Origin of the sequence: Streptomyces venetus (genome assembly GCF_039540295.1) — a bacterium.
Classification (GTDB): domain Bacteria; phylum Actinomycetota; class Actinomycetes; order Streptomycetales; family Streptomycetaceae; genus Streptomyces; species Streptomyces venetus.
On record NZ_BAABET010000011.1, the window covers coordinates 149,268 to 173,025 of the forward strand.

Sequence of the window (23,758 nt, forward strand, 5' to 3'; positions counted from 1 at the left end):
GGACCGGCGATCAGCCGTCCGCCGCGAGGCGGAGCATGTGCTCCGCCTGCGCACGCCGGGCCCGCACGGCCGAGCGGCCCCCGTCGTCGTCCTCGGCGGCGTCACGGCCGTCGTAGGCCGCCAGTACCGCACGCGCGCGTGTCCCCGCGTCGGCGAGGCGGCCCAGCTCGATCTCCAGCAGGCCCGCGGTGAGTTCGGCATCGGTGCGGCTGTGCAGGGCGCCCTCCCCGAGGAAGGCGAACACCTCTGCGGACCGCAGCAGTTGGGACAGTGCCTCCTCGAACACGGCCCGGACGGAGGCGTCGTCAGCGCTCCCGGAGACGGCTCGGGCGAGCAGGTCACCGAACTGCCGGTGGGTGTCGCCGAGTTCGGCGACGTACTGCTGCCGCACCTCGGCGTCGGCCGCCGTGTCCCGCGCCGCCTCGCACTCCCGGAACGCGTCCGCCATCAGGCGCCGGGCCTCCGCCAGGCCGTCCGGCGCCCGCAGCGCGATCCAGGCGCGGGCGCGCAGGGAGCGCACCAGACCCTGGACGTTGCCGAGTTCGCGCCACAGCTCGCCCGCGCGTGCGTAGGCCCGGTCCGCCTCGGTGGACAGCCCGGCCTGCCCGAGGGACTCCCCGGCCAGGTGGGCGAGGGTCGCGTGGTCGTGCTGCTCGGGCCAGTGCCGGGCGATCTCGGCGGCCCGGAGGCGCCGTTCGGCGGCCGCGCGGTGTCCGCCGAGTTCGCTCAGACAGTCCCCGAGCCACCACAGCGTCTGCACGATCGCCCCGTCGCCGTGCGTCTCGGCGGTCAGATCGGGCAACGCCGACTCCAGCACCTCAGCGGCCTCCGCCCACCGGCCCTGCCGCAGCAGGAACCCGCCGAGCTGCTGCCGAGCCCAGGCACCCAGCGTGGCGCCCTCACCCGCCTCGTCGGCCCAGTGCGCGGCCTCCAGGGCGTGCCGGGCGGCCTCCACGGCCTCGTCACGGCCGCCGACGACCTCGGCGAGCTGGAGGTGCAGCTGGGCCCTTCCGGGCGCCTCCAGCTGGGCTCCGCCGTGCTCCAGGGCGGCCCGAAGCGCCCTTTCCGCCCCCGCCATGTCGCCGAGGTGGTGGGCGAGCGAGGCCAGCCGGGCCTCGTACTCCACGGCGAACCAGGGCAGGCCCGCCGCGACGAACGCCGCCGCGCCCCGTGCGAACAGTTCCGCGGCCGTCTCCAGGTCCCCGCCCAGCCCCGCCAGCTCGGCGAGCATCGCCTGCGCCTCGGCGACCCGCGCGGCGAGTCGTACGTCCTCCCCGGTCCGTCCCTCGACGAGCGCCAGGACCTCCCGCACGGCGGCCCGGGCCTCGGCGCGCACCGGCTCCGCCCCGGGACCCTCGGCCTCGTGCGCCCGCCGCATCAGGATCCGGGCCCGCCCCATCAGGACGGACGCCGTCTGGCGTATCCCCGTGTCCCCGGCGGCGTGCAGCGCGAGGATCTCGTCGTACGGGCCGGACACCGCCGCGAACGCCCCGTCCACGTCTCCGGCGAGCGCGCGCACGTACGCCGCACGCGCGCGTGCCGCCAGGGCCTCCCCGGGGTCGCCCGCCGCCGCGTACAGCTCCGCGGCCCGCTCGAAGAGCGCGATGCCCTCGGGGCCGAGGTCCATCGCCCGGTGGTCGGCGATCTCGGCCTGGTCGCGCGGGTCCAGCTCGACGCCCTCCGCGGCCTCGGCGACCGCCGCCCACGCCTCCACGGCGTGCGGCCGCAGGTGGTCCGACAGCCGCCGTGCCTCGGCCAGCAGGGCGGGCAGATCCGCCTGTCCGGAGCCGCGGGGCGGGGCCGACGGGGGAGCGGGCGGAGGGACCGGCCGGGCCGGCGACCGCACCCCCAGCGGCAGCCGCTCCGCCAGCGGTGCCCGCGCCATACGCGCGCGTGCCCGCTCGCTGATGTGCGTCGTGCCGTTGCGCTCGTCGAAGCGCGCCGCCAGGGCGAGGGCCTCCGCACGCGCGTGCGCGGCGAGTTCACGGGCGGTCCACTCCCGGCCGGCCGGACCGGGCACCTGCCGGTCGCCGAGACCGAGACCGGTCAGGCGGTCCATGAGCAGAGCCACCACGCTCATGAAGTCCAGCCGGCTCTGCGGATGCCCGTCGTCCGTGAAGTACGCGGGCCGCTCCGCGAGCAGTTCGAGACCGCGCGCCTCGTTGCCGGTCAGCGCGCAGAACTCCACGTGCTCCGCGTATGCCCCGCGCATGCTCTCCATGGCCCGCACGAGCCGGAAGCCCCGCAGATGGTGGGCGCGTGCCTCGTCCGTGCGGCCCAGCCGCAGCAGCGGCAGCAGGGAGGACGCGAGGGCCGTGTGCGGCTCGTGGGCGCAGGTGTACTCGCCCTCCAGCACCGGCCGCCACAGCCGCAGCGCCTCCTCGTCCCGGCCCCGCTCCGCCTGCCACCAGCCCTGCCCGTGCAGCTCGCACGCGTGGCAGTCGGCCATGCTGTCCCGGTCGGCGGCCAGCCACGCCGCGTACGCCCGCTCGGCCCGGGCCATGTCCCCGACGTGCGCGGCCACACTGTGCTCGGCGCTCCGCACGGCCCGTTCGGAGTGCCCGGCGAGCCGGTAGCGGCGCTCCATCTCGCCGAGCCACTTCTCGATCGACGCGAGCGGAATGTGCGGCTGGTCGAGCATGCCGGCCGACACCCACTTGAAGACCCAGTGCAGTGAGTGGGTCTCGTACTCGTCGAAGTCCTCGGGCCGTTCGTCCCACATGCGCAGCAGGCGCGCGAAGGGGACGAACATCTTCCCCTTCTCGGAGCTGTAGTTGTAGACCTTCAGCTGGTGGCCGAGCGCCTCGATCACGGCGAGCGGGATGTTCAGCTTCTCGGCGGCGGTCAGCAGTTCCTCGGCGCGCGCGTTGCGGGCCGGGCCCTCGGGCAGCTCGGAGTTCTCCGCCATCGCCCGGCGCAGCGCGTCGAAGTCCGTGATGTCGCTCATGCCTGACCGTCCTCGCTCTGCGTGGCCCACTCCAGGAGGCCCATGAACGCGCGGTTGAGCAGCGCCGAGTCGGCGGGCCTGAGCGGCCGCTGCGCCATCAGCAGGGCCTGCCCGTACAGCGACTCCGTCGCCGTGCCGATCAGCTCCGGGTCGGGCAGCGCGCTGATCCGCCGGACCAGCGGATTGAGGTGGTTGAGCACCAGACGCGCGCGTGGCGCGCTGCCGCGCAGGGAGCCGAGGATGCCCGCCCACAGGTCGTCGGCCCGCTCCTCGGCGTCGGCCCGGGCCTGTTCGTGCCGGGCCTCCCGGTCGTCGAGGTGCAGCGCGGGCAGGGAGAGCGGGTGGAAGGCCCGGAGCACCACGTCGCAGCCCAGCGGGTCGAGCCGGGCCCGGGCCGCCGCCAGGAAGCCGGACAGAGCCAGTTCCTCCGCCGGGTCGACCGCGTCCAGATGCGCGGTCACCGTGTCGGCGTCCAACTCGGCGACGACCGTGCCCGGCCGCACCGACGGCAGCGCCTCCACCAGCTCGCTGTCGTACGTGTAACCGCCGTTGATCACGCCGATGCCCTGCGCGGACGCGATCGGCGCGACCTGCCGGTACTCCTCCACGGTCCGCGTGAAGTGCACCACCGGGTGCCGCTGCGCGAACTCCTCCAGGGACAACTGCCCGTCGGTGGTCTCGAACGGCAGCCACGGCAGCATCGTGCGCAGCATCTCCCGGTCGTGCCGGGCCAGGGACTTCACACCCAGGTGGTGCACCGACAGGAACGCGGCCAGCCGCTCCGGATCACCGGCGGCCAGACCGGTCAGCCAGGCCCGGATCCGCTCGCCCAGCGCCTCCCGGACAGCGGCGAGCGTCTCGTCCTCGTACAGCGCCTCCCGGGACGCCGTGGGCCGCAGACTGTCGGTGTCGATGACACAGCGCACGAAGAACGCCCAGTCGGGCAGCAGCTGTTCGGCCCGCTCGGTCAGCAGCATGCCCTTGAGGTGCACCCGGTGCCCCGCGCGCTGGGCCGGGCTGACCGCGGCCGGCAGCACGTAGGCCACCCCGCGGACGCCCGCCAGCGGCACGGCCAGGTCGATCGTGTCGAGCGGGGTGAAGCCGAACAGGTCGTGGCAGTGCCGGGCGAGGGCCACGCGGCGGGCGGCCGGGCTCGGATACGACCGGTCCCAGGGTGCCGGGAGGTCGGTGACCGCCTCGTCGCCCACCCGGACGTCGTACGGCAGCAGCGACCCGAAGTCCCGGGCGAGGGAGCGGACCCGGTCGGGCGTGAGCCACTCGGCGGCCCCCGCCCGGGCCACCAGATGCACCGTCGTGCCCGGTTCGGGACGCTCGGTGTCCGGCAGTGTCCGCACGGTGTACGAACCGTCGTCGCACGCCGTCCACTCCACCGGCGGAGCCTCAGGTGCACGGGCACTGCGGCTGACCACCCGGATCCGCTCGGCGACGACGAAACAGGCCAGCAGCCCGATGCCGAACTGCCCGAGAAAGCCGGACCGCGCCTCCCGCAGACCCTCGGCGCGCTTGGAACTGCGCCCGATCGTGGCGAGCAGGTCGTGCAGGTCCGCCTCGGTGAGCCCCACTCCGGTGTCCTCCACCCGCAGGGCGCCGCCCTCCACGGACAACCGCACCCGGGCCGGAGCGTCGGGCTGCGTCGCGCGTCTGGCGGTGATGGCGTCCACGGCGTTCTGCAGCAGTTCGCGCAGGTACACCCTGGGACTGGAGTAGAGGTGGTGGGAGAGCAGGTCCACCAGACCACGCAGGTCGACCTGGAACGTATGAGGTGACTGGGGAGAATGAGGGGACTGGGATGCCTGTGAGGTCTGGGAGTCCATCATCACGGCGCCGGTGGGGAGACTCGCGACGGCGCGGGGTCGGGCGGTCCGGTTGAGGCGGTGACCGCGAGGAGGGCCGGGAGCGCGTCATCCTAGGGCTCGAACCAACCGCCTGACCAGGGGTTTCCAGGAACTTTACGGCGATACGGGCCCCGGCCTCTACGGCGATGTCAGTGGCGTGGTGTGCAATGGATCTCGTGCCCGCACTGGAAGAACCGCTGCAACAGCCACTGAAGTCGGTGCTCGGCCCCGCCACCGCGAAGGTGATGGCCGAGCACCTCGGCCTGCTCACCGTCGGAGACCTCCTCCACCACTACCCGCGCCGGTACGAGGAGCGCGGTCAGCTCACCCACCTCGCCGACCTCCCCCTGGACGAGCACGTCACGGTGGTCGCCCAGGTCGCCGACGCCCGCCTGCACACCTTCGCCTCCGCCAAGGCACCCCGGGGCAAGGGCCAGCGCCTCGAAGTCACCATCACGGACGGCAGCGGCCGGCTCCAACTGGTCTTCTTCGGCCACGGCGTTCACAAGCCCCACAAGGAGCTCCTGCCGGGCACGCGCGCGATGTTCGCGGGCAAGGTCTCCGTCTTCAACCGGCGCCTCCAACTCGCGCACCCCGCCTACGAGTTGCTGAGCGGTAACCCGGACGACCCCGACGAGGCCGTGGAGACCTGGGCCGGCGCCCTCATCCCGATCTACCCGGCCACCGCCAAACTGGAGTCCTGGAAGATCGGCAAGGCGCTCCAGACGGTCCTGCCCACCGCTCAGGAGGCCGTCGACCCGCTGCCCGACTCCCTGCGCCAGGGCCGTGGCCTGGTCCCCCTCCCCGAAGCCCTCCTGAAGATCCACCGCCCGCACACCAAGGCGGACATCGAGGACGCCCGCGCCCGCCTCAAGTGGGACGAGGCCTTCGTCCTCCAGGTGGCCCTCGCCCGCCGCCGCCACGCGGAGACCCAGCTCCCCGCGGTCCCCCGCAGGCCCAGCCCCGACGGCCTCCTCTCCGCCTTCGACGCCCGCCTCCCGTTCACTCTCACCGACGGCCAGCAGCGGGTCTCCCGCGAGATCTTCGACGACCTGGCGACCGACCACCCGATGCACCGGCTGCTCCAGGGAGAGGTCGGTTCGGGCAAGACGATGGTGGCGCTGCGCGCCATGCTCGCCGTGGTCGACGCGGGCGGCCAGGCCGCCATGCTCGCGCCCACCGAAGTGCTCGCGCAGCAACACCACCGGTCGATCGTCGAGATGATGGGCGAGCTGGCCGAGGGCGGCATGCTGGGCGGGGCCGAGCAGGCCACCAAGGTGGTGCTGCTCACCGGCTCCATGGGTGCGGCCGCCCGACGTCACGCCCTGCTCGACCTCACCACCGGCGAGGCCGGCATCGTCATCGGCACGCATGCCCTGATCGAGGACAAGGTGCAGTTCCACGACCTGGGCCTGGTCGTCGTCGACGAACAGCACCGGTTCGGCGTGGAGCAGCGCGACGCCCTGCGCGGCAAGGGCAAACAGCCCCCGCATCTGCTCGTCATGACGGCCACGCCCATTCCGCGCACGGTCGCCATGACGGTCTTCGGTGACCTGGAGACCTCCGTCCTCGACCAGCTCCCCGCCGGCCGTTCGCCGATCGCCAGCCATGTGGTCCCGGCCGCCGACAAGCCCCACTTCCTGGCCCGCGCCTGGGAACGGGTCCGCGAGGAAGTCGGCAACGGCCACCAGGCGTACGTGGTCTGCCCCCGCATCGGGGACGAGGAGGACGACCCGAAGAAGGCGGGCAAGACGAAGTCCCCGGAGGACGAGGCGGAGAAGCGCCCGCCGCTCGCCGTCCTCGATGTCGCGGACCAGCTCTCCAAGGGCCCGCTGAGCGGCCTCACGGTGGAGGTCCTGCACGGCAGGATGCACCCCGACGACAAGGACGCCGTCATGCGCCGCTTCGCCGCCGGCGAGACCGGCGTCCTGGTCGCCACCACGGTCATCGAGGTCGGCGTCAACGTGCCCAACGCCACCGCCATGGTGATCATGGACGCGGACCGCTTCGGTGTCTCCCAGCTGCACCAGCTCCGCGGTCGTGTCGGCCGTGGCTCGGCCCCCGGCCTCTGCCTCCTGGTCACCGAGATGCCCGAGGCGAGCGCCGCCCGCCAGCGCCTGAACGCCGTCGCCTCCACCCTCGACGGCTTCGAGCTCTCCCGCATCGACCTGGAACAACGCCGCGAGGGCGATGTCCTGGGCCAGGCCCAGTCGGGCGCCCGCACCAGCCTGCGGATGCTCGCGGTCATCGAGGACGAGGAGATCATCGCGCAGGCCAGGGAAGAGGCGGCGGCGGTGGTCGCCGCCGACCCGGAGCTGACGAACCTCCCGGCACTACGGACGGCACTGGATGCCCTCTTGGACGAGGAAAGGGAGCAGTACCTGGAAAAGGGCTGATGGGTTGCCGCCCTCAAGGGGCGCGGGGCTGTAGCTCGTATGCGGCTACCGCCGCGCGGGCGCGACCAGCCACACTGATACCTGAAGCCGCCCACCACCAAGGACCGAAGATGACCCGCGTGATCGCCGGCGCAGCCGGCGGACGACGCCTGGCCGTACCCCCAGGCACCGGCACCCGCCCCACCTCCGACCGCGCACGCGAAGGTCTCTTCTCCACCTGGCAGTCCCTGCTCGGCGGCCCTCTGGAAGGCGAACGCGTCCTCGACCTCTACGCGGGTTCAGGAGCCGTGGGCCTGGAAGCCCTCTCCCGCGGCGCGAGCCACACCCTCCTCGTCGAGGCCGACGCGCGAGCGACCCGCACGGTCCGCGACAACGTGAAGTCCCTCGGACTCCCCGGCGCCGAGGTCAGATCGGGCAAAGCGGAACAGATCATCCGCACGCCGCCCCCCGGCGACCCGTACGACCTCGTCTTTCTCGACCCCCCGTACGCCGTCACGGACGACGATCTTCGCGAGATCCTGATCACACTCCGCTCGGAAGGCTGGCTCGCCGAAGAAGCTCTCGTCACCGTGGAGCGCAGCACCAGAGGCGGTGAATTCCGGTGGCCCGAGGGTTTCGAAGCCCTCCGGGACCGTCGCTATGGCGAGGGAACGTTTTGGTACGGTCGCGCCGCCTCTACGTGCGAAGACGCACGATGACCGGACCGGAGAGCGAGGGATCACAAGTGCGCCGTGCCGTCTGTCCCGGGTCGTTCGACCCGATCACCAACGGACACCTCGACATCATCTCCCGCGCCTCCAGGCTGTACGACGAGGTCTACGTCGCGGTGATGATCAACCAGGCCAAGAAGGGCCTGTTCGAGATCGAGGAGCGGATCGACCTGATCCGCCGGGTCACCGCCGAGTACGGCAACGTCCGCGTCGAGGCCTTCCACGGCCTGCTCGTGGACTTCTGCAAGCAGCGCGACATCCCCGCCATCGTCAAGGGCCTGCGCGCCGTCAGCGACTTCGACTACGAGCTCCAGATGGCCCAGATGAACAACGGCCTCTCGGGCGTCGAGACCCTCTTCATCCCCACCAACCCCACCTACAGCTTCCTGTCGTCCTCCCTGGTCAAGGAGGTCGCGACCTGGGGCGGCGACGTCTCCCACCTGGTGCCGGCGGAGGTTCTCCAGGCCCTCGACGAGCGTCTGCGCAAGGACTGATGGGACTACAGTCGTCCCGTCCGTCTCCAACGCATCTGTAGAGAGTGGCGAGCACACGGTGGACGTGCAGAAGAAGCTCGACGAGATCGTCTCCGCGGTCTCCGGCGCCCGGTCCATGCCCATGTCGGCCTCGTGCGTGGTCAACCGCGCCGAACTGCTCTCCATGCTGGAGGAGCTCCGCGCGGCGCTGCCCGACTCCCTCGCCCAGGCGCAGGAGCTGATCGGTGGCCGCGAGCAGATGGTCGAGCAGGCCCGCCAGGAGGCGGAGCGGATCATCGGCCAGGCGCACGCCGAACGCGGTTCCCTGATCTCCGACACCGAGGTCGCCCGCCGCTCCCAGGCCGAGGCCGACCGGATCCTCGCCGAGGCCCGTCAGGAGGCCGAGGAGGTCCGCGCCGAGGCCGACGACTACGTCGACTCCAAGCTCGCCAACTTCGAGGTCGTCCTCACCAAGACCCTCGGCTCCGTCGGCCGCGGCCGCGAGAAGCTCCTCGGCACCGGTCCCGGCACCGACGAGCAGGGCTACGAGGACGAGGACGCCCCCGAGCGCAGCCACGACCCCGAGACGCAGCGCCGCAGCGCCGACGAGTACGTCGACGTCAAGCTGGGCGCGTTCGAGGCGGTCCTCGCCAAGACCCTGGAGGCCGTCGGCCGCGGCCGGCAGAAGCTGCACGGCCGGATCGCCAGCGACGACCTCGGCGCCCTGGCCGACGACACCGGCACCGTCCAGCACTCCAGCGACGCCGACTACCTGGCCGATCTGGCCGCCCTCGCGGAGCAGCAGTCGGCCGAACAGCCCGCCCGGCAGCAGGACTACGGCCCGCCGCAGCCGGCGTACGCCCCCGCCGCCGGCTACGACCCGGCGGGAGGCGCCAACGTCCAGCAGCAGCCCGACCCCTACGGCGGCTTCCCGCAGCAGGCCTATGCGGCCCAGCAGGACCCGTACGGCTATCAGCAGGCGGACCCTTACGCCTACCAGGGCTACGACGCCCAGCAGGCCGCGTACGACCAGAATCAGGCGCAGCAGGCCCAGCAGGCCCAGCAGGGGCACCAGGGTCACCAGAGCCATCAGGGGCATCAGGGATACGCCCTCGACGAGACCAGTCTCTTCGACACCGGCATGATCAGTGCCGAGCAGCTGAGGGCCTATGAGCAGGGCCGCGGCAACGGCTGAGCACCGGATTGGGCCGACAGCGAATGGTCCAGTATCCTGGCTCTTCGGTCGCGCGTACGTCCGCGATCAACGCTGCCCGGAACACCGAAGGGCAGCGACCCTCTGAGCTCGCAAGATCGAAAGCAGGAATGGCTCTGAACGCCCGCCTCGACCACCGCAACCCCCTCGTGTTCGACACGCACGAGCTGGGCCGGCGGCCCGGTGCGCTGCAGCGCCTGACCCGCACGGTCGACGCTCCCAAGGACTTCGGTATCAAGGGAGTCATCGGAGTGCCGGAAGGCGCCCCGGTGGAGCTCGAACTCCGCCTGGAGTCGGTCATGGAAGGGGTGCTCGTCACAGGCACCGCCCGTGCCGAGGCCGAGGGGGAGTGCGTAAGGTGTCTGGAGCCGCTTCAGCTCGACGTCGAAGCGGAATTCCAGGAGATGTTCTCGTACCCTGACGCCGACGACCGGGGCCGCGTGATCGCGGAACCGGGCGACGACGCCGAGGACGACGAGGACAGGCTCTTCCTCGAGGACGGCCTGTTCGACCTCGAGCCCGTGCTGCGTGATGCGGTGGTGCTCGCACTGCCGATGCAGCCGGTGTGCCAGGACGACTGCCCTGGTCTGTGCGCCGAGTGCGGCGCGCGGCTGGCGGACGACCCGGACCACCACCACGACGCCGTCGACATCCGTTGGGCGGCATTGCAGGGACTCGCCGACACCATGAAGGACGGCGAGAAGGACGAGATGAGCGGCGCCGAACCGGGCGTCGACGAGAAGCAGGAGAAGTAGCCGTGGCTGTTCCGAAGCGGAAGATGTCGCGCAGCAACACGCGCCACCGCCGGTCGCAGTGGAAGGCTGCGGTCCCCACCCTGGTTGCGTGCGAGCGCTGCCACGAGCCCAAGCAGCAGCACATCGCGTGCCCGTCGTGCGGCACCTACAACAAGCGCCAGGTCCTCGAGGTCTGAGCGGCTGGTGAGAGGCACTGTGTCCACGCCGAAGAAGAACTCAGCGGACAACCAGGCCTCGTCCCACACGCTTCTGGAAGGGCGGCTCGGCTACAAGCTCGAGTCCGCCCTTCTGGTGCGAGCGCTGACCCACCGTTCGTACGCGTACGAGAACGGCGGTCTGCCGACGAACGAGCGCCTGGAGTTCCTCGGGGACTCCGTGCTCGGCCTCGTCGTCACGGACACGCTGTACCGAACCCACCCCGATCTGCCCGAGGGCCAGCTGGCCAAGCTTCGGGCCGCGGTGGTGAACTCGCGTGCGCTCGCGGAGGTGGGCCGTGGGCTCGACCTTGGCTCCTTCATCCGGCTCGGCCGTGGTGAAGAGGGCACGGGCGGCCGGGACAAGGCATCCATCCTTGCCGACACCCTCGAAGCGGTGATCGGTGCGGTCTATCTCGACCAGGGCCTGGACTCCGCGGCGGAGCTGGTGCACCGCCTGTTCGACCCCCTGATCGAGAAGTCCTCGAACCTCGGAGCCGGCCTGGACTGGAAGACCAGTCTCCAGGAGCTCACCGCGACCGAGGGGCTCGGCGTGCCCGAGTACCTGGTCACGGAGACCGGCCCCGACCACGAGAAGACCTTCACTGCTGCCGCCCGCGTCGGAGGCGTCTCGTACGGCACCGGCACCGGCCGCAGCAAGAAGGAGGCGGAGCAGCAGGCCGCCGAGTCCGCCTGGCGGTCCATCCGGGCCGCCGCGGACGAGCGCGCCAAGGCGGCCAAGGACGCCGAGGCGACGCAGTCGGCGGCGGCCCAGGCCGCCCACACGACCGTCGACGGCAGCGTCGACGGCTGACAGCCGCCGCCCGGCGTCCCCGCCGGCCGGCACCGCACAGCGCACCCGAGCGCCCGCCCCTGCCCGGGGGCGGGCGCTCGGGTCGTCCACAGGTTCGTGACGGGGGACCCCATGCCCGAGTTGCCCGAGGTCGAGGTCGTACGGCGTGGCCTGGAGCGGTGGGTCGCCCACCGGACCGTCGCCGAGACCGAGGTGCTGCACCCGCGCGCCGTGCGCCGCCACCTCGCGGGCGCCGACGACTTCGCACACCGCCTGAAGGGCCACCGCATCGGCACCCCGAGCCGTCGCGGCAAGTACCTGTGGCTGCCCCTGGAGGACACGGACCAGTCGATCCTGGCCCACCTCGGCATGAGCGGCCAGCTGCTGGTCCAGCCGCACACGGCCCCGGACGAGAAGCACCTGCGCATCCGTGTCCGCTTCACCGACGCCCTGGACACCGAACTCCGCTTCGTCGACCAGCGCACCTTCGGCGGCCTGTCGCTGCACGACAACACCCCCGACGGTCTGCCCGACGTCATCGCGCACATCGCCCGCGACCCGCTCGACGAGCTCTTCGACGACGAGGCCTTCCACCAGGCGCTGCGCCGCAAGCGGTCCACGATCAAGCGCGCCCTGCTCGACCAGTCGCTGATCAGCGGCGTGGGCAACATCTACGCGGACGAGGCCCTGTGGCGCGCCCGCCTCCACTACGAGCGCCCGACCGCGACCTTCACCCGCCCGCGCACCCTGGCGCTCCTGGGCCATGTGCGGGACGTGATGAACGCGGCCCTCGCGGTGGGCGGCACCAGCTTCGACAGCCTCTACGTCAACGTCAACGGCGAGTCCGGTTACTTCGACCGGTCCCTCGACGCGTACGGCCGCGAGGGCCTGCCCTGCCGCCGCTGCGGCACCCCCATGCGCCGACGGCCCTGGATGAACCGGTCCAGCTACTACTGCCCGAACTGCCAGCGCCCGCCGCGGGTCACGCCCTAGCCGAGTCGTACCGCTCGCGCGCGGCCAGCACCTCGTCCATGCTGTCCTCCACGAAGTGGATCAGGCCGTGCAGCCGCTCGGCCACGCCGCGTCCCAGCCGCGTCAGTTCGTAGTCCACGCGGGGCGGGTTGGTCGGCTGGGCCTCACGGTGCACCAGGCCGTCGCGCTCCAGCGCGTGCAGCGTCTGGGACAGCATCTTCTCGCTCACCCCGTCGACACGGCGGCGCAGCTCGTTGAAGCGCAGGGAGCCCTCGAACAGCGCGCACAGGATGAGTCCGCCCCAGCGGCCCGTGACGTGCTCGAGCGTGCCGCGCGACGGGCATGCCTTGGCGAACACGTTGTACGGGAGGTCGTCCAGCCCCTCCGTGAGCTCCTGGGTGGTGGTCATGCACACAGCGTACGCCAGCGCAGCGCTAACCGACAGACTGCGCTAACTGGTGGTTAGTGCCTGAGGGGAGTGCCGCCGGGGGTCCGGCAGGGGTCTAGTACCCGAAGTCCTGGGTCCACCAGGGGCCGCCCGACCCGAGCTCGACACCGACGCCCAGCGTCTTGAAGTCGCAGTTCAGGATGTTGGCGCGGTGGCCGGGGCTGTTCATCCAGGCGTCCATCACGGCAGCGGCGTCGGCCTGCCCGCGGGCTATGTTCTCCCCGCCGAGGTTGGATATCCCGGCCTTCTCGGCCCGGTCCCACGGCGTCGCGCCGTCCGGGTCGGTGTGGTCGAAGAAGCCCCGCTTGGCCATGTCCTCGCTGAAGCTCTGCGCCAGATCGCTCAGCGCGCTGTTCGCGGCGACCGGGCTGCAGCCCACCTTGGCCCGCTCCTCGTTCACGAGCTTCAGCACCTGGGCCGCCGCGGCGGACTCCTCGGAGAGGGCCGCGGGGGCGCTGGACTGCTCCGGCGCCTTGGTGGCGGTCCGGGAGGGCGTGTTCTCCGGCTCCTTGCTGGGAGTGGCCGCCGGCGCCTTCTTCTCCGGGGTCTTCTCCGGAGTCTTCTCCTGGGTCTTCTCCGGCTTCTCCGGGGTCTTCGTCGGCGCGGCCGACGACTTCGAGGCGGACGGCGACGGCGACAGGGAGCGCTCGGCGTCCCGGCTCGTGGGCGTGTCGCTCCGGTCGTCCGCGCCGCCCGAGGTGCCGCCCAGCTCGCTCGGGGAGTTCGTCGGCGTGTCCGCGGCCTGCACCTTGTCGCCGCCGTTGTCGCCGCCGAGCTTGTAGTTGTCGAGGCCGGGCACCGCGCCCGTGGCCACCGCTACCGTGCCGAGGGCGACCGCGGCGGACACGCCGAGCAGACCGGTCCGCATCGGCTTCGCGGCCTTCTTGCGGCGGCGGTGCGAGCCGCCGCGCCGGACGCCGCCGTCGGGCTCGAAGCCGTCACTGGCGAAGACGGCCGTGTCGCCGGTCCTGGGGTGGGGCACGAAGGCGTACGCGTCGTCACCCGCCGCGGCGCCCTCCCCGAACAGGTAGGCCTCGCTCTTCGCGTAGGTGCCGGCGTAGGCCTCCGGGTTCAGGTAGGGCGCGATGCCCAGCGTCGCCCCGTCGTCCTCAGCGGTGGAGAACAGCGGGTCGTGGCCCTCCGCGTTGCCGTCGGCCTGCGTGATGCCCGTGGCGGCGCGGCCGGCGGCGGAGCGTCGGTGGCGTCCCATGTCCTGGCCTTCCTCGTCCTGGCGGTCGACTCGTCCTCGAGATCAACACCAAACTCACTCGATCGTGTGAGTTTCATATGAGATTCGTTGGGTGGGGACGGTACCGCATGGCGCAAGTGGAGGAAGTGCCCAGACAGGGATTGGGCGGTTAGGTTGCAGTCATGAGCGAGGATGTGCGACTGGTCGCCTGGGTGCGTGGACGCGTCCAAGGTGTGGGTTTCCGCTGGTTCACCCGGGCCAAGGCCCTCGAGATCGGCGGCCTGAGTGGTTTTGCTCTCAATTTGGGCGACGGGCGGGTCCAGATCGTCGCGGAGGGCGCGCGAGAGGGCTGTGAAGGTTTGCTGGAGTGGCTCCAGGGCCACGACACGCCCGGCCGCGTGGACGGCGTCACCGAGATCTGGGACACACCTCGCGGCGGCTACGAGGGCTTCGCCATCCGCTGATCCCGCACCGCCGGGCGGCCCCCGGAGCCGCCCTCCGACCGGCCCCGGGAGGCCGCCCCGGACGGAAACTCGCTGGTGATTGCCAAGAAACGCTTGCCCTGGCAGGCTGCACACGCAAGGATGATCGTCACGCCCCGAGGGCCCCGCAGAAGCCGCAGCGTCGCCGTTCCAGGCCGCTTGCGCCCGGGTTGCCCCCAATACGGGGCGTGATCGTGTTGACCGTCAAACTTTTTGGTGAGACGCTGAAAGCCCCGCGCACCTTAGCTGTTTGGCATGGCTGAACGGCAGTACAACTCCAGGCCTGCCAAGCATCGCGGGTGCGAATCCCTCACGACCCACACCGCATCGGTCGGTCACTCATTGTGGAGGACCATCCATCATGGCAAAGGCGCTTCTCGGTTACGTCGGCGGCTCCGACCCTCGACTCCTCGCCGAGATGCGACGGCTCCAGCAGCGCGTCCAGGACCTGGAATCCGAGCTCGTACGGATCCAGGCTGAGAACGAGGCGCTGACGGCTGCCGCTTCTCACGACAGGATCATGGAGAGCGTTGACGCACACCAGGCGGAGCCTGCGCTCACCTGATCACTGCACGCTCCACAAAAGCACCAGCAGTGGTTGGGCCGCCCGTCACAACCGCTCAGTTGTCAGAAGTGCAAGGGACGCCATCGGCGTCCCTTCTTTCTTGCCCCCGCATCCTTTCACCCTCTTTAACGTTTGGTGTGCCCTGCGCGTTCAGCGGCGAAACCGTGGGTTCATGGAGTGAGACCAACCCGGGCGGTAGAGTCCGGCGGCGTGCACCTCAAGGCCCTGACTCTCCGCGGGTTCAAGTCGTTCGCCTCGGCGACCACACTCCGGTTCGAACCGGGGATCACGTGCGTCGTCGGACCGAACGGCTCGGGCAAGTCCAACGTCGTCGACGCACTCAGCTGGGTCATGGGCGAGCAGGGCGCCAAGTCGCTGCGCGGCGGCAAGATGGAGGACGTCATCTTCGCCGGCACCACCGGCCGCCCGCCGCTGGGCCGCGCCGAGGTGTCCCTGACCATCGACAACTCCGACGGTGCCCTGCCCATCGAGTACGCCGAGGTCACCATCACGCGGATCATGTTCCGCAACGGCGGCAGCGAGTACCAGATCAACGGCGACACCTGCCGCCTCCTCGACATCCAGGAGCTCCTCTCCGACTCCGGCATCGGCCGCGAGATGCACGTCATCGTCGGGCAGGGCCAGCTCGACTCCGTACTGCACGCCGATCCCATGGGCCGCCGCGCCTTCATCGAGGAGGCGGCCGGCGTCCTCAAGCACCGCAAGCGCAAGGAGAAGGCGCTGCGCAAGCTGGACGCGATGCAGGCCAATCTCGCGCGCGTGCAGGACCTGACCGACGAACTCCGACGGCAGCTCAAGCCCCTCGGCCGCCAGGCCGCCGTCGCCCGCCGGGCCGCCGTCATCCAGGCCGACCTGCGCGACGCCCGCCTGCGCCTCCTCGCCGACGACCTCGTGCGACTGCGCGACGCGCTCAAGGCCGAGGTCGCCGACGAGGCCGCACTGAAGGAGCGCAAGGAGAACGCCGAGCGGGAGCTGCGCAAGGCGCTCCAGCGCGAGGCCCTCCTGGAGGACGAGGTGCGGCAGCTCACCCCGCGCCTCCAGCGAGCCCAGCAGACCTGGTACGAGCTCTCCCAGCTCGCCGAGCGGGTGCGCGGGACGATCTCGCTGGCCGACGCCCGGGTGAAGAGCGCCACCTCGGCGCCTCCCGAGGAGCGGCGTGGTCGCGACCCCGAGGACCTGGAGCGCGAGGCCGCCCGCATCCGCGAGCAGGAGGCCGAGCTGGAGGCGTCCCTTGAGGCGGCCGAACGGGCCCTGGAGGACACCGTCGCGCACCGCGCCGAGCTGGAACGCGCGCTGGCCGAGGAGGAGCGGCGCCTGAAGGACGTCGCCCGCGCCATCGCCGACCGGCGTGAGGGCCTCGCCCGGCTGAACGGCCAGGTCAACGCGGCCCGCTCGCGGGCCGCGTCCGCCCAGGCCGAGATCGAACGCCTGGCCGCCGCCCGCGACGAGGCCCAGGAGCGGGCCGTCGCCGCGCAGGAGGAGTACGAAGCCCTCAAGGCCGAGGTCGACGGCCTCGACGCCGGCGACGCCGAACTCGCCGAACAGCACGAGACCGCGAAACAGCAGCTCGCCGAGGCCGAGGCCGCCCTCACGGCCGCCCGCGAGGCGACCACCGCGGCGGAACGCAAGCGCGCCGCGACCCAGGCCCGCCACGAGGCACTGGCCCTCGGCCTGCGCCGCAAGGACGGCACCGGCATACTGCTCGCGGCGAAGGATCGCCTCTCCGGCCTGCTCGGCCCGGCGGCGGAACTCCTGACGGTGGCCCCCGGACACGAGGTCGCCCTCGCAGCGGCCTTCGGCGTGGCCGCCGACGCTCTGGCCGTCACCACTCCCTCCGCAGCCGCCGACGCCATCCGCCTGCTGCGCAAGCAGGACGGAGGCCGGGCGACTCTGCTCCTGGCAGGAGCCGACGACCTCAGGGGCGCGGAGCTGTGTTCGACATGCGGCTGCCGCCGCGTGGGCGCGACCGGCCACGAAGCCCCCGCGGACGAACGACGAACCTTCGCCGCCGACCTGGTCCACGGCCCCACCGACCTCATGCCTGCCGTGCGGCGGCTGCTCCACGGCATCGTCGTCGTCAACACCCTCGAAGACGCCGAAGACCTCGTCCACACCCACCCCGACCTCACCGCCGTCACCGCCGAAGGCGACCTGCTCGGGGCGCACATGGCCCACGGCGGCTCCGCCGGAGCCCCCAGCCTCCTCGAAGTGCAGGCCTCCGTCGACGAGGCAGCCGCCGAGCTGGAAGAGCTCGCCGTGCTCTGCGAGGAGCTCGCCGAGGCCCAGCACGCCGCCGTCGAGCGGCGCAAGGAAATCGCCGCACTGGTCGAGGACGTGGGGGAGCGGCGCCGGGCCGCCGACCGGGAGAAGTCCTCCGTCGCCCAGCAGCTCGGCCGGCTCGCCGGGCAGGCGCGGGGCGCGGCGGGGGAGGCCGAGCGGTCCACGGCCGCCGCGGCCCGGGCGCAGGAAGCCCTCGACAAGGCCCTGGCGGAGGCCGAGGAACTGGCCGAGCGGCTCGCCGTCGCTGAGGAGATGCCGATCGAGGAGGAGCCCGACACCGCCGTGCGGGACCGGCTCGCCGCCGACGGCGCCAACGCCCGCCAGACCGAGATGGAGGCCCGTCTCCAGGCCCGTACGCACGAGGAGCGGGTCAAGGGCCTGGCCGGACGGGCCGACTCCCTGGACCGGGCCGCCCGCGCGGAACGCGAGGCACGCGCGCGTGCCGAGCAGCGGCGGGCCCGGCTGCGGCACGAGGCCGCCGTCGCCGAGGCCGTCGGTTCGGGCGCCCGGCAGCTGCTCGCACACGTCGAGGTCTCCCTGGCCCGTGCCGACGAGGAGCGCACCGCGGCCGACGCCGCCAAGGCCCGCCGTGAGCAGGAACTCGCCCGCGCCCGCACCGAGGGACGCGATCTCAAGGCCGAGCTCGACAAGTTGACGGATTCGGTCCACCGTGGCGAGGTACTCGGCGCCGAGAAGCGGCTGCGGATCGAGCAGCTGGAGACCAAGGCGCTGGAGGAGCTGGGTGTCGAACCGGCCGGGCTGGTGGCGGAGTACGGGCCACATCAGCTTGTGCCGCCCTCGCCCCCCGCCGAGGGGGAGGAGCTGCCGGAGGACCCCGAGCATCCGCGCAACAGGCCGAAGCCGTATCTCCGGTCCGAGCAGGAGAAGCGCCTGAAGGCCGCCGAGCGTGCCTACCAGCAGCTCGGCAAGGTCAACCCGCTCGCCCTGGAGGAGTTCGCGGCGCTCGAGGAACGCCACCAGTTCCTCAGCGAGCAGCTCGAGGACCTCAAGAAGACGCGGGCGGACCTCCTCCAGGTGGTGAAGGAGGTCGACGAGCGCGTCGAGCAGGTCTTCACCGAGGCCTACCGGGACACGGCCCGGGAGTTCGAGGGCGTCTTCTCGCGCCTGTTCCCGGGTGGTGACGGGCGGCTGATCCTGACCGATCCCGACAACATGCTCACCACGGGCGTGGACGTCGAGGCCCGTCCGCCGGGCAAGAAGGTCAAGCGGCTGTCGCTGCTCTCCGGTGGGGAGCGGTCACTGACCGCCGTGGCGCTGCTCGTGTCGATCTTCAAGGCACGGCCCAGCCCGTTCTACGTCATGGACGAGGTCGAGGCCGCCCTCGACGACACCAACCTCCAGCGGCTCATCCGGATCATGCAGGAGCTCCAGGAAGCCTCCCAGCTGATCGTGATCACCCACCAGAAGCGCACCATGGAGGTCGCCGACGCGCTGTACGGCGTCTCCATGCAGGGCGACGGTGTGTCGAAGGTCATCAGCCAGCGCCTCCGCTAGAAGCGTGTGGTCTACACCGGTCTCACCTGCGCTGCTCAGCCACTTCAACTCTTGAACACATAGCAGACACACTCCTGCCGCATATTCACAGTGTTCGACCTATTGACTTCGAAACTTGAAGGCATAGTCTCTGCAACGTTCCTTTTACCTTCAGGTACCTTCAGGTGGACCACGAAGGGCTGACCCCCTCCGGCAGCGTTGCCGGTGGCCCGAGGAGTACACGTGACCAGCACAGCGCAGGCACCCAGTTCAGGAGCCAGGACGGCTCACCCCGAGCATCTCGGGCACGTCATCTTCATCGCGGCGGCGGCCGCGATGGGCGGTTTCCTCTTCGGCTACGACAGTTCCGTGATCAACGGCGCCGTCGAAGCCATCCGTGACCGCTACGACGTCGGCTCCGCGGCCCTCGCCCAGGTCATCGCCATCGCCCTCATCGGCTGCGCCGTCGGCGCAGCGACCGCGGGACGCATAGCCGACCGCATAGGCCGCATCCGGTGCATGCAGATCGCCGCGGTCCTCTTCACCGTCAGCGCCGTAGGCTCGGCGATGCCCTTCGCCCTGTGGGACCTCGCCTTCTGGCGGGTCGTCGGCGGCTTCGCCATCGGCATGGCCTCGGTGATCGGCCCGGCCTACATCGCCGAGGTCGCCCCGCCCGCCTACCGAGGCCGGCTCGGCTCCTTCCAGCAGGCCGCGATCGTCATCGGCATCGCCGTGTCGCAGCTGGTCAACTGGGGTCTGCTGAACGCCGCCGACGGTGACCAGCGCGGCAAGCTGATGGGCCTGGAGGCCTGGCAGGTCATGCTCGGCGTCATGGTCGTCCCGGCCGTGCTGTACGGCCTGCTCTCCTTCGCGATCCCCGAGTCCCCGCGCTTCCTCATCTCCGTCGGCAAGCACGAGCGCGCCCGCGAGATCCTCACCGAGGTCGAGGGCAAGCAGGTCGACCTGGACGCCCGGGTCACCGAGATCGAGGGCGCCATGAAGAGCGAGCACAGGTCGAGCTTCAAGGACCTGCTCGGCGGCGGCTTCTTCTTCAAGCCCATCGTCTGGGTCGGCATCGGCCTGTCGGTCTTCCAGCAGTTCGTCGGCATCAACGTCGCGTTCTACTACTCCTCGACGCTGTGGCAGTCCGTCGGCGTCGACCCGACGGACTCGTTCTTCTACTCCTTCACCACGTCGATCATCAACATCGTCGGCACCGTCATCGCGATGATCTTCGTCGACCGCGTCGGCCGCAGGCCCCTCGCGATCATCGGCTCGGTCGGCATGGTCGTCGGCCTGGCCCTGGAGGCCTGGGCCTTCTCCCACCCCCTGGTCGACGGCAGGCTCCCGGCCGCGCAGGGCTGGATCGCCCTGATCGCCGCGCACGTCTTCGTCCTCTTCTTCGCCCTGTCCTGGGGCGTGGTCGTCTGGGTCATGCTCGGCGAGATGTTCCCCAACCGGCTCCGTGCCGCAGCCCTGGGCGTGGCCGCCGCCGCGCAGTGGATCGCCAACTGGGCCATCACCGCGAGCTTCCCGTCGCTGGCCGACTGGAACCTCTCCGTGACCTACGTGATCTACACGGCGTTCGCAGCGCTCTCCATCCCGTTCGTCCTGAAGTTCGTCAAGGAGACGAAGGGCAAGGCCCTGGAGGAGATGGGCTGAGCCCGTCCCGCAGACTCGGGGAGAAGGGCCAAAGTCCCCGCTGCCCCTCTCCCCGTAACCCGCCGCCGCCCCGGTTCGGCCACTGCCCGAGCCGGGGCGGCGGTCTGTCGTCTCACCCGGCCAGCCGGGGGAGCACCCGCTCGCAGAACAGGTGCAGACTGCGCCACCCCTCGTCCAGCGGCATCCCGCCCGACAGCGGATGCAGGACGAGGCTGTCCAGTCCCAGCTCCACGCACTGCTCCGGCGTGAGGATCCGGTACACGCCCTCCGCCCGCAGCTCCTCCACCGTCGTCGCGGCCGACTTCACCGCCGACCGCACCCCGCCCGACTGCCAGGAGGCGTACGTCCGCGCCTCGTGCAGGAAGTGCCGCCCGTACTCCGCCCAGGCGCGGTCCGGATCCTCGGCCACGTGCAGCAGGGGTGTCTCGGCGGCGGGCATCATCACCCAGCCCTCGGTGCCGTACTCGGCGAGCCGCTCCTTGTAGTAGGCCTCCAACTCCGGCAGGTGCGCGCTGGGGAAGAAGGGCAGTCCCAGCCGGGCGGCCCGGCGGGCGGCGGCCTTCGACGAGCCGCCGACCAGGAGCAGCGGATGCGGGTCGCTGTACGGGCGCGGGGTGATGCGGACCGTGCGGCCCCGGAACGAGAAGGGCTCGCCCGTCCACGCCCGTAGCAGGGTCTCCAGCAGCTCGTCCTGGAGCCGCCCGCGCCGGGCGAAGTCCACGCCGAACAGGGCGTACTCCTCGGGCCGGTACCCGATCCCGGCGACCGTCACCAGCCGGCCGCTGCTCAGCAGGTCCAGCACGGCGATCTCCTCGGCGAGCCGCAGCGGGTCGTGCAGCGGGCCGATGACCGCCGAGACGGTGACCGCGACACGCCGGGTCGCGCCGAAGACGGCCCCCGCGAAGGCGAACGGCGACGGCAGCCAGTTGTTGTCGGCCCCGTGGTGCTCCTCCGTCTGCACCGTGCTGACGCCCCGGTCGTCGGCGTACGCGGCCATCTCCAGGGCCGCCCGGTACCGGGCGGCGAGCTCGGCGGGACCGGCCCCGGGAGCGACGAGGTTGAAGCGGGCGACCGTGACGGGCATGGGACGTCTCCCTTCGCCGGGCGGGTGTCCGGGGGACGTTAGCTGACGGGGCGTCAGACATCCAGGGGTGTGGAGATCCGACGGCCCTTGTCCTTGGAGGACGGCACAAGCAGGGTGCCCCGGGGCCTCATGGCTGATACTGGACGCGTTATGGACATCGTCATCCTTGCTGTAGTCATCGCCGTGGTCGTGCTCGGAGTGCTCGGCGGGCTCATCGTCGGCAGCCGGCGCAGGAAGCAGCCGCCGCCGCCCCCGCCCACGACGCCCGACATCACCGCCCCACCGGCCGAGCCGCACGTCGGCGACGAGGCCGAGACGCCGCGGGAGGAACCGCGGCGCACGATAGAGGAGGTGGATCTCCCGGGCGGCTCGGCTCCCGTCACCGTCGAGGAACCGCCCACCGAAGCTCCCGGGATCGAGATCCCGGAGCCCACCGAGGGTCGCCTGGTCCGGCTGCGCGCCCGGCTCTCCCGCTCGCAGAACGCCCTCGGAAAGGGTCTGCTCACGCTGCTGTCGCGCGAGCACCTCGACGAGGACACCTGGGAGGAGATCGAGGACACGCTGCTCACCGCGGACGTCGGCGTGCAGCCCACTCAGGAACTGGTCGAGCGCCTGCGCGAGCGGGTGAAGGTACTCGGCACCCGCACCCCCGAGGAGCTGCGCACCCTGCTGCGCGAGGAGCTCATCACGCTGGTCGGCCGCGACATGGACCGTACGGTCAAGACCGAGCCGGAGGACCGCAAGCCCGGCGTCGTCATGGTCGTCGGCGTCAACGGCACCGGCAAGACCACCACCACCGGCAAGCTCGCCCGTGTCCTGGTGGCCGACGGACAGAGCGTGGTCCTCGGCGCGGCCGACACCTTCCGGGCCGCCGCCGCCGACCAGCTCCAGACCTGGGGCGAGCGCGTCGGCGCCCACACCGTGCGCGGACCGGAGGCCGGCGACCCGGCCTCCGTCGCCTTCGACGCGGTCAAGGAGGGCAAGGAGACGGGCGCGAACGTCGTGCTCATCGACACCGCCGGCCGCCTGCACACCAAGACCGGTCTCATGGACGAGCTCGGCAAGGTCAAGCGGGTCGTGGAGAAGCAGGCCCCGGTGGACGAGGTGCTGCTCGTCCTCGACGCCACCACCGGCCAGAACGGCCTGGTCCAGGCCCGGGTCTTCGCCGAGGTCGTGGACATCACCGGCATCGTGCTGACCAAGCTGGACGGCACGGCCAAGGGCGGCATCGTGGTCGCGGTCCAGCGCGAGCTGGGCGTGCCGGTCAAGCTGGTCGGACTCGGCGAGGGCGCGGACGACCTGGCGCCGTTCGAGCCGGAGGCGTTCGTTGACGCCCTTATCGGGGAGTGAGCTCCGGCGACCGCCGACGCACCACCCCCGGAAAGCCGGACATGACGGTGCCCGCCCCGAGACCTGCTCGGGGCGGGCACTTCGCTGTGTACGAACGCCTCCCGGCTAGGCCCGGGACCGGTGTGCGACGTACGCCAGCGTGCCCAGCACCAGGCGGGCCTCCGGTGGCCTGGACGCCGAGTCCAGGGCGGGGGAGCGCAGCCAGCGCACCGGGCCGAGGCCGCCTCGGTCCGAGGGCGGCGCCGTGATGTGCGTGCCGGGGCCGAGGCCGCGCAGGTCGAGGGCGGCGGGGTCGTCCCAGCCCATGCGGTAGAGCAGGCCGGGCAGGTCGGCGGCGGCGCCGGGGGCGACGAAGAAGTGGGCCCGGCCGTCCGGGGTCGCGGCGACCGGGCCGACCGGCAGGCCCATGCGCTCCAGCCGGGCCAGCGCGCGGCACCCGGCGGGCTCGGCCACCTCGATGACGTCGAACGCCCGCCCGACCGGCAGCATCACCGAGGCGCCGGGGCACTCGCCCCAGGCCTCGGTCACGTCGCCCAGCGTCGCCCCGGCACGGATCACCGGCGCGAAGTCCAGCGGGTGCGCGCCCGGCGCCGGGCAGTCGAGGCGGCCGCAGGAACAGGCGCCTGCCGAGGCCCGGGCGCCCGGCACCACGTCCCAGCCCCACAGGCCGGTGTACTCGGCCACGGCGGTGCCGTCCGACGTGCGGCCGCGACGGCGCGAGCCGGTCCGGATGTCGCGCATGCCCCGGCTGATGCCGATCGTGAAGCCCATGCCCCCTCCAACGGGTCCCACGCACCAGCGGTTACGCAGCGGACGCGATGCGTGACTCTCTGTTTCCGCCTTCCCAGCGGTGGTCGGTTCACTCAGCGCCCGG

At 71.8% G+C, this 23,758-nt stretch carries 19 protein-coding genes; 13 read left to right on the forward strand and 6 right to left on the reverse strand.

Annotated elements, in window-relative coordinates:
• Positions 1-10: 10 nt before the first annotated feature.
• Together ABEA82_RS31495 and ABEA82_RS31500 are read right to left on the reverse strand one after the other, a co-directional pair.
• Positions 11-2,947 (reverse strand): tetratricopeptide repeat protein, encoded by a 2,937-nt coding sequence (locus ABEA82_RS31495; protein WP_345665117.1) that lies wholly within the window; start codon positions 2,945-2,947, stop codon positions 11-13.
• Positions 2,944-4,782, reverse strand: a complete 1,839-nt coding sequence (locus ABEA82_RS31500) for an HSP90 family protein (RefSeq protein ID WP_345665249.1) — start codon at positions 4,780-4,782, stop codon at positions 2,944-2,946. The genes ABEA82_RS31495 and ABEA82_RS31500 overlap by 4 nt, the downstream gene beginning before the upstream one ends.
• A gap of 188 nt (positions 4,783-4,970) precedes the next feature.
• Here ABEA82_RS31500 and recG point away from each other — a divergent pair, with 188 nt between their 5' ends.
• The 8 genes from recG (at position 4,971) to mutM (ending at position 12,330) form a co-directional block, all read left to right on the forward strand.
• Complete coding sequence (gene recG / locus ABEA82_RS31505; protein ID WP_345665118.1) at positions 4,971-7,199, forward strand: ATP-dependent DNA helicase RecG; 2,229 nt, start codon at positions 4,971-4,973, stop codon at positions 7,197-7,199.
• The gene (gene rsmD / locus ABEA82_RS31510; protein ID WP_345665119.1) at positions 7,199-7,897 is read left to right on the forward strand and encodes a 16S rRNA (guanine(966)-N(2))-methyltransferase RsmD; all 699 of its coding nucleotides are present in this window, start codon (positions 7,199-7,201) and stop codon (positions 7,895-7,897) included. The genes recG and rsmD overlap by 1 nt, the downstream gene beginning before the upstream one ends.
• A 26-nt stretch (positions 7,898-7,923) precedes the next feature.
• Entirely contained in the window at positions 7,924-8,403 is a 480-nt protein-coding gene (coaD, locus tag ABEA82_RS31515) for a pantetheine-phosphate adenylyltransferase (RefSeq protein WP_345665250.1), read from the forward strand.
• 58 nt (positions 8,404-8,461) lie between these two features.
• Entirely contained in the window at positions 8,462-9,577 is a 1,116-nt protein-coding gene (locus ABEA82_RS31520; protein ID WP_345665120.1) for a F0F1 ATP synthase subunit B, read from the forward strand.
• A gap of 128 nt (positions 9,578-9,705) precedes the next feature.
• Positions 9,706-10,350: a YceD family protein gene (locus ABEA82_RS31525; RefSeq protein WP_345665121.1), complete on the forward strand. Its 645-nt coding sequence runs from the start codon at positions 9,706-9,708 to the stop codon at positions 10,348-10,350.
• Positions 10,351-10,352: 2 nt separating this feature from the next.
• A complete protein-coding gene (gene rpmF, locus ABEA82_RS31530; protein ID WP_003951102.1) occupies positions 10,353-10,526 on the forward strand; it encodes a 50S ribosomal protein L32 in 174 nt (57 codons plus the stop codon).
• A gap of 19 nt (positions 10,527-10,545) precedes the next feature.
• A complete protein-coding gene (gene rnc / locus ABEA82_RS31535; protein ID WP_345665251.1) occupies positions 10,546-11,358 on the forward strand; it encodes a ribonuclease III in 813 nt (270 codons plus the stop codon).
• Positions 11,359-11,469: 111 nt separating this feature from the next.
• Complete coding sequence (gene mutM, locus ABEA82_RS31540; protein ID WP_345665122.1) at positions 11,470-12,330, forward strand: bifunctional DNA-formamidopyrimidine glycosylase/DNA-(apurinic or apyrimidinic site) lyase; 861 nt, start codon at positions 11,470-11,472, stop codon at positions 12,328-12,330.
• Here the strand turns inward: mutM and ABEA82_RS31545 are convergent.
• Both ABEA82_RS31545 and ABEA82_RS31550 read right to left on the reverse strand, forming a co-directional pair.
• On the reverse strand, positions 12,320-12,718 hold the full coding sequence (locus ABEA82_RS31545; RefSeq protein WP_345665123.1) for a winged helix-turn-helix transcriptional regulator: 399 nt from the start codon (positions 12,716-12,718) through the stop codon (positions 12,320-12,322). The two genes, mutM and ABEA82_RS31545, sit on opposite strands and share 11 nt — an antisense overlap.
• 94 nt (positions 12,719-12,812) lie before the next feature.
• Positions 12,813-13,967, reverse strand: coding sequence for a CAP domain-containing protein (locus tag ABEA82_RS31550; protein WP_345665124.1), 1,155 nt, complete (start codon positions 13,965-13,967; stop codon positions 12,813-12,815).
• Between the two features lie 161 nt (positions 13,968-14,128).
• On the opposite strand from ABEA82_RS31550, the gene ABEA82_RS31555 reads away from it, so the two are divergent.
• The 4 genes from ABEA82_RS31555 (at position 14,129) to ABEA82_RS31570 (ending at position 20,450) form a co-directional block, all read left to right on the forward strand.
• Complete coding sequence (locus ABEA82_RS31555) at positions 14,129-14,410, forward strand: acylphosphatase (protein WP_345665125.1); 282 nt, start codon at positions 14,129-14,131, stop codon at positions 14,408-14,410.
• Positions 14,411-14,789: 379 nt separating this feature from the next.
• The gene (locus ABEA82_RS31560) at positions 14,790-14,993 is read left to right on the forward strand and encodes a hypothetical protein (protein ID WP_003993245.1); all 204 of its coding nucleotides are present in this window, start codon (positions 14,790-14,792) and stop codon (positions 14,991-14,993) included.
• A gap of 210 nt (positions 14,994-15,203) precedes the next feature.
• Positions 15,204-18,809, forward strand: a complete 3,606-nt coding sequence (gene smc / locus ABEA82_RS31565) for a chromosome segregation protein SMC (RefSeq protein ID WP_345665126.1) — start codon at positions 15,204-15,206, stop codon at positions 18,807-18,809.
• A gap of 222 nt (positions 18,810-19,031) precedes the next feature.
• Positions 19,032-20,450, forward strand: coding sequence for a sugar porter family MFS transporter (locus tag ABEA82_RS31570; protein ID WP_345665127.1), 1,419 nt, complete (start codon positions 19,032-19,034; stop codon positions 20,448-20,450).
• A 112-nt stretch (positions 20,451-20,562) separates the two neighbouring features.
• Here the strand turns inward: ABEA82_RS31570 and ABEA82_RS31575 are convergent, their stop codons facing one another.
• Positions 20,563-21,534 (reverse strand): LLM class flavin-dependent oxidoreductase, encoded by a 972-nt coding sequence (locus ABEA82_RS31575; RefSeq protein WP_345665128.1) that lies wholly within the window; start codon positions 21,532-21,534, stop codon positions 20,563-20,565.
• A 150-nt stretch (positions 21,535-21,684) separates the two neighbouring features.
• On the opposite strand from ABEA82_RS31575, the gene ftsY reads away from it, so the two are divergent.
• Positions 21,685-22,884: a signal recognition particle-docking protein FtsY gene (ftsY, locus tag ABEA82_RS31580; protein ID WP_345665129.1), complete on the forward strand. Its 1,200-nt coding sequence runs from the start codon at positions 21,685-21,687 to the stop codon at positions 22,882-22,884.
• 105 nt (positions 22,885-22,989) lie between these two features.
• Here the strand turns inward: ftsY and ABEA82_RS31585 are convergent, their stop codons facing one another.
• Positions 22,990-23,655 carry a bifunctional DNA primase/polymerase gene (locus ABEA82_RS31585; protein WP_345665130.1) on the reverse strand — a complete coding sequence of 222 codons (666 nt, stop codon included), beginning with the start codon at positions 23,653-23,655 and terminating at the stop codon, positions 22,990-22,992.
• Positions 23,656-23,758: the final 103 nt, after the last annotated feature.